The 5,480-nt window shown below is 42.3% G+C and carries 8 protein-coding genes and 1 pseudogene; 6 read left to right on the top strand and 3 right to left on the bottom strand.

Features of this window, described 5'->3' with window-relative positions:
- A pseudogene (locus tag ACCM36_RS04665) lies at positions 1-189 on the top strand (sodium:proton antiporter); the annotation flags it as partial.
- Between the two features lie 13 nt (positions 190-202).
- Here ACCM36_RS04665 and ACCM36_RS04660 read toward each other — a convergent pair.
- Positions 203-622, bottom strand: a complete 420-nt coding sequence (locus ACCM36_RS04660; protein ID WP_370572578.1) for a hypothetical protein — start codon at positions 620-622, stop codon at positions 203-205.
- 223 nt (positions 623-845) lie between these two features.
- Between ACCM36_RS04660 and ACCM36_RS04655 the strand changes: the two genes are divergently transcribed.
- On the top strand, positions 846-1,355 hold the full coding sequence (locus ACCM36_RS04655) for a DUF6141 family protein (RefSeq protein ID WP_370572577.1): 510 nt from the start codon (positions 846-848) through the stop codon (positions 1,353-1,355).
- A 137-nt stretch (positions 1,356-1,492) separates the two neighbouring features.
- Positions 1,493-1,672, top strand: coding sequence for a transcriptional regulator (locus ACCM36_RS04650; RefSeq protein WP_370572576.1), 180 nt, complete (start codon positions 1,493-1,495; stop codon positions 1,670-1,672).
- A gap of 32 nt (positions 1,673-1,704) precedes the next feature.
- Here the strand turns inward: ACCM36_RS04650 and ACCM36_RS04645 are convergent, their stop codons facing one another.
- On the bottom strand, positions 1,705-2,097 hold the full coding sequence (locus ACCM36_RS04645; RefSeq protein ID WP_370572575.1) for a secondary thiamine-phosphate synthase enzyme YjbQ: 393 nt from the start codon (positions 2,095-2,097) through the stop codon (positions 1,705-1,707).
- 256 nt (positions 2,098-2,353) lie between these two features.
- Here ACCM36_RS04645 and ACCM36_RS04640 point away from each other — a divergent pair, with 256 nt between their 5' ends.
- From ACCM36_RS04640 to ACCM36_RS04630, 3 genes are all read left to right on the top strand, one after another.
- Positions 2,354-2,851: an Hsp20/alpha crystallin family protein gene (locus ACCM36_RS04640; protein WP_370572574.1), complete on the top strand. Its 498-nt coding sequence runs from the start codon at positions 2,354-2,356 to the stop codon at positions 2,849-2,851.
- Positions 2,852-3,201: 350 nt separating this feature from the next.
- The gene (locus tag ACCM36_RS04635) at positions 3,202-4,398 is read left to right on the top strand and encodes an ammonium transporter (RefSeq protein WP_370572573.1); all 1,197 of its coding nucleotides are present in this window, start codon (positions 3,202-3,204) and stop codon (positions 4,396-4,398) included.
- 10 nt (positions 4,399-4,408) lie between these two features.
- Positions 4,409-4,744 (top strand): P-II family nitrogen regulator, encoded by a 336-nt coding sequence (locus tag ACCM36_RS04630; RefSeq protein WP_370572572.1) that lies wholly within the window; start codon positions 4,409-4,411, stop codon positions 4,742-4,744.
- A 558-nt stretch (positions 4,745-5,302) separates the two neighbouring features.
- Here ACCM36_RS04630 and ACCM36_RS04625 read toward each other — a convergent pair.
- On the bottom strand, positions 5,303-5,480 hold a 178-nt coding region (locus tag ACCM36_RS04625), incomplete at its 5' end, for a disaggregatase related repeat-containing protein (RefSeq protein ID WP_370572579.1).

Below are 5,480 nucleotides of genomic sequence, written 5' to 3'. Positions count from 1 at the left end.
GTATTCAGCACGGGGCTGGCTCTTTCCATAGTTTGCCTGTCTGTGCTGTTCGTAAAAGGCCGCGGATTTTTGCAAAGCTATGTAGGCAGCAGTAAACTGGAAAAATTACCCCTTGCAAGCGGATCTATCATCATTGTTGTTGGCCTGTTCACTCTGCTGCACCCGCTGATGGAACATTTTGGAATGTGATCTTTCTGTGACCTCAGTGTTCACCAAGCATACATGAGGTCACAGAGGTTACATTGAACCCTACTGTGACAGTATCCATTTCAAGGAAATCTGTTTTTGAAAGGTTAGTATTATTGAGATCAACTATACCATGTAGTTCTATGGCAGATCCCGGCTGAAGCATTTTATTCACAGGCAGTATTATATTATCAATCCCTAAAATCTGTCCCAGTTTCCCCTTGAAGATAGGTTCAATGCTAATTATGTACATTTCTTGAACTCCGCTATTATACAAGAATAATTTATAAGTGATGTTTTCACCGATACCTTCTGTCATATGAGGAATAGAAAGAGTAGCCTTCTGTGGCTCATTTGTGATATCCCACGTGACAAGTGAACCAATTGCTATGCCTGCTATGAACAACAATATGCTGTAGATATTTTCTTGCTTCATTATTCCTCCCTTTTGTTAGTGGTATTAAGAAATACTAGCCACATAATTTACTACATTGTATGAGCAAATACAGATCATAGGCGAATATAATTACTCTCTATAATTCAGCAGATTAGGCAAATATAGTTTTTATGATTACTTAATAAAGAGATTAAATACTCAAGAACTCTAATAACCGGAACCACCACAAGATTCATATTCAGGATTCACTGCTCATATTGTTATGAGCACAGGAAGTACTGTTTTTTTCAGGGAGGAGCAACGCTTCGATCAGTGGTGGCTCTGGTTACTGATCCTTGTACCTACGACTATGGTGTGGTATGGTGCTATCCAGCAGTTGGTCTTTGGTAAGGCTTTTGGCGATAATCCCACCTCAGACACAGGGATGTCAATAATCCTTGTTCTCTTTGGTGTCCTTCTGCCTCTTTTCATGTATTCCCTCAAACTCATCACTGAGGTGCGGCAGGATGGATTATATGTCCGCTTCTATCCGTTCCATCTTTCTTTCAGGCATTATCCCTATGAGAGCATAAGCACTTATAAAGTACGGGAATACTCTCCATTGAAAGAATACGGAGGATGGGGTATACGCTATGGACGCAAGGGCATGGCATACAATGTAAGTGGTAATCTTGGCGTGCAACTGGAGTTCAAAGACGGGAAAAGTTTACTAATCGGATCTCAAAAAGCGGAAGAACTTGTACGCTATATGCAGGTAGCTATGAGAAAATAGAGGTAATAGAGGCAAATATGATACAGATCCCTGCTGTACATTGATTTTTATTGATTATAGCCTCCAGGTCTTTCAGTATCACAGCCGAACCTAATATTTTTATGTATTCTTCGCCTAATACATCACGGAGATATTCTATGACCGATAATACGCAGATTGTTCTTGAAGCAATGAAGAATGCCGGGAAGCCACTAAGGCCTGGAGATGTTGCCAAGATGACCGGAATTGACAGCAAAGAAGTTAGTAAGATCATCAGTTCCCTGAAAGAGGAAGGGAAGGTAATCTCTCCTAAAAGATGCTATTATTCTGCTGAATAAGCAGCTAACTCTTTTTTGTTCCTTTCTGCTTTTTATATTTGTTTTATCAGTGTCACATTAGCTTTTCTCTGGCGCGGCCCATCCAGCTCCACGAAGAAAATCCTCTGCCATGTGCCCAATACAATTTTTCCGTCTACGATGGGTATCGTCTCACTGGATCCCAGGAGCATGGCCCGCAAATGAGAATCGGCATTGTTGTCTATACGATCATGATTGTAGCCTGCTCCGGGAGGCACCAGTTTGTTAAGGAGGTTGAACATATCGGAAAGCAGTCCCGGTTCATTCTCATTAATGATAATAGCTGTAGTTGTATGGGGTGTGCTTACCACACATATACCATTCCTTATTGAGCTTTTGTTCACGTTTGTTATAACATCATCCGTAATGTCTATGAGCTCGACTGCAAGATTCGTATCTATTTTCATAAAACCACTCCACTATTAATATTCTTTATTGTGTTGATATATGTTTATGAGAATATACTGTTTATCCCGCTTCTTAAGGGCGAAACATGTTTATTGTAGTGGGATATGTATTCATATGGGGTATACAGCACTTACACTTGTAAAGGCACAGATCGAAAGTATACCTTTATATATCACTTGTTCGTATAAGTCAGAACAAATGGGGACAAGTAGGCAAGCAAGCTAATTTGCAAAGAGCCTGCAAAGGAGTTATTATATGGACGACAAGAAAAAGCATTCTTTCGATGAGAATTTTGATAAAAACCCGGTCATGGACATCGAACAGCTGATTCAGCACCTGCTGTCCATGTTCTCTAAAGATGCTGATGACCTTGGTGAGTCCTTTATCTATGGCTATAGCATATTCCAGAAAGTGGGAGAGAAACCTGATATACAGGGTTTCAAGATAGCCCACTCCTCTTTTTCCGAGGATGAGGACGATGAAGAAGGGGACATCTATATCAACAGTGCGGAACCGGTAATCGAAATCTTTGAAACCGAAGATACCGTGTATGTGACCGCAGAACTTGGCGTAGATGAAGAGTACGTGGAATACTCTCCGTCCGAAGATGCACTGGAGCTGGTTGTCATAGCCCCTACTATAGGATATTCGAAAGTCCTAGAGCTTCCTGTGCCAGTTGATCCCACGACTGCGGTATGCACTTGCAGGAACGGTGTTTTTGAGATTTCTCTCAAAAGAACCTGGCAGGAGTAAGATCTGGAATTATTTTTCTGCACATTTAACAATGTGCTTCATTTTTTTGTTTGCTTTTAATTCTATAAGCCTTTTTTTCTGTTGAGTTTTTGTGCAATGCGTATTATTATTCAATGTAATCTTTTTCCTCTTTTTTCCGTTATTATTTATCTTCTACTTTTGTATGCAAAAACTATTTATTGAATGACATCGGAATACGGCTACACACTGTAAATAACAGTGAAGGATTTCAATAGTATGGAGTATGGATATGGCATCAACACTTATGAGCAGAACATTGTTATACAGTACACAACTGTCCAATAGGACACGGTCCAAAAGCAGCAATCCAATGAAGAGGTGTTATTAACATGGCCCTTGATACAGGAGACACAGCATTCATTCTAATTTGTACGGCTATGGTAATGCTCATGACTCCCGGTGTGGGACTGTTCTATGGTGGTATGGTAAGGAACAAGAACGTTATTTCAATGATCGCAATGTCTTTCATAGCATTTGCGATAGTGACCATCCAGTGGGTAATAGCTGGCTATTCCCTGGCTTTCGGGTCTGATATTTCGGGCTTTATAGGAAGTCTGGAACACTTTGCCCTTGCTGGTGTGGGAATGGATGGAGAAGGTATACCCGATATACTGTTCATGGCATTTCAGCTCGTGTTCGCTGGTGTTACACTTGCAATCCTTACTTCGGGAGTTGCCGAGAGGATTAAGTTAAGTTCTTTCATAGTACTCGGTGTGCTCTGGACCACCCTCGTGTATGACCCGCTCGCTCACTGGGCATGGGGCGGAGGCTGGGCTTCACAACTTGGAGCCCTGGATTTCGCAGGAGGCACTGTAGTACATATAAGTTCCGGATTCGGTGCCCTTGCTCTGGCTTTAGTTATTGGTAAGAGATCAGGGTTCGGTAAGTTCAGCATGGAAGCAGAGAACATCACACTGACTCTGGTTGGTGGAGCTTTCCTATGGTTCGGATGGTTCGCCTTCAATTCCGGGAGTGCCCTCGCAGCAAACGGCCTGGCAGCAAACGCATTTGTTGTAACGAATATTTCCGCAGCTTCCGGTGCAATAACCTGGATGCTTGCTTCCTGGGCAAAGGGTAAGCCCAGTTCCCTGGGAATGGTAAGTGGTGCAGTGGCAGGTCTCGTAGCAATAACTCCTGCATGTGGATTCGTTGGACCCATGGCAGCAATTGTGATAGGCGGTATTGCAGGTGTGCTGTGTTACAGAATGTTGCTCTTCCGTGTTAAGAAGGGACTGGATGAAAGTCTCGATGCATGGTCTATTCACGGTATGGGTGGATTATGGGGTGCTCTTGCTACAGGAATATTTGCAAGTGCTTCCATCGGAGGTGTGGACGGCCTCATATACGGTAATGTGCACCAATTCCTTGTACAGGTTCTGGATGCCGGTGTTGCCATTACATATGCCTTCCTAGCAACATACATCCTTGCCCAGATCGTGGATAAGACGATGGGCTTGCGTGTGACAGAAACCGAGGAGTATGTGGGACTGGACATCTCGCAGCATGGAGAATCCACGAAGGGATAAGGTGATAACAATGAAGAAGATCAATGCAATCATAAGGCCTGAGATGCTAAATGACGTAAAGGCTGCTCTTGCTGAAAAGGGATATTTCGCCATGACCGTATACGAGGTAAAGGGCAGGGGTGCTCAGAAAGGTATCTGTCTGCAGTACAGGGGTAAGAAGATAGAAGTTGATATGATACCAAAAACAGAGATAGACATGGTGGTAAAGGATGCAGATGTACGCCCTATCATCGAGATCATCCGCAAGTCAGCCCGCACCGGCAAATTCGGTGACGGACGAATCTTCGTCTCTCCAGTGGAACTGGTAGCAGCTATCAGAACGGACGATGAGATAACTGAAGAATAATTATTGCCGGATGCTTCCGGCTACTCTATTTTTTATATATTTTTATTCGAAAACATTCTGTTCCAATGTATAGTGCAAAAACGGGATAATGACTTTTGAAATTATAATGATGTTACAATTTTCGATTCAGTCATAAATTGCACTCAATTTGAGTTATAAACCTGCAAGACATTTACGTTATGGATGTAGAGGAATAATTAGGCTATTAACATGTGGTATTTTGGTGCCAATCTCCTGAATACCGTAAGGTTGTAAAGAACTGGTTATTTCTCTCCCCTCTGTGGAAGAAATTAGACCTCTAAAGAAAATGGGTTTGATGGGTCGTGCGTAAATGTTGTAGGTGCCGGATATTTCATAGGAATGATGACTGGCGCTGATCGGGTTTACGTAACACGACTTATCTTATACCCTTTCAACTGTTATACTGAACATCTGAAGTATGCAAAAAAGAGTTATAAAGGCATAAACGCCCCCAGATTCTGTAAACAAGCATTTTCAGTACTATTTTAAGATATAAAAGAAACGGAGCGAAATAATATTCGCTCATATTCAAACCATTCAGGCTCTTTTCACGGTCAACTTCGGTCTCTGGTCAGCATTCGGCCACTCCGAGCTGTAGAATGCAATGTAATTATTGCTCTCGGTCTTTGCCCTGAGGAAGAAACCAGTGTTGTCAGTACCGTTTACATATTCCTGCACGAGCTGTGTCACATCGAATTCATAGTACTTGTTATCA

Origin of the sequence: Methanomethylovorans sp., from assembly GCF_041305605.1 — an archaeon.
GTDB lineage: Archaea > Halobacteriota > Methanosarcinia > Methanosarcinales > Methanosarcinaceae > Methanomethylovorans.
Note: the sequence above shows the minus strand (reverse complement) of the source record. Positions and strands in the feature narration are given on the sequence as shown.

What these genes read in the sequence shown, in the direction of transcription:
- ACCM36_RS04660 (WP_370572578.1), bottom strand. Translation starts at nt 622, where the DNA reads ATGAAGCAAGAAAATATCTACAGCATATTGTTGTTCATAGCAGGCATA.
- ACCM36_RS04655 (WP_370572577.1), top strand. Translation starts at nt 846, where the DNA reads ATGAGCACAGGAAGTACTGTTTTTTTCAGGGAGGAGCAACGCTTCGAT.
- ACCM36_RS04650 (WP_370572576.1), top strand. Translation starts at nt 1,493, where the DNA reads ATGACCGATAATACGCAGATTGTTCTTGAAGCAATGAAGAATGCCGGG.
- ACCM36_RS04645 (WP_370572575.1), bottom strand. Translation starts at nt 2,097, where the DNA reads ATGAAAATAGATACGAATCTTGCAGTCGAGCTCATAGACATTACGGAT.
- ACCM36_RS04640 (WP_370572574.1), top strand. Translation starts at nt 2,354, where the DNA reads ATGGACGACAAGAAAAAGCATTCTTTCGATGAGAATTTTGATAAAAAC.
- ACCM36_RS04635 (WP_370572573.1), top strand. Translation starts at nt 3,202, where the DNA reads ATGGCCCTTGATACAGGAGACACAGCATTCATTCTAATTTGTACGGCT.
- ACCM36_RS04630 (WP_370572572.1), top strand. Translation starts at nt 4,409, where the DNA reads ATGAAGAAGATCAATGCAATCATAAGGCCTGAGATGCTAAATGACGTA.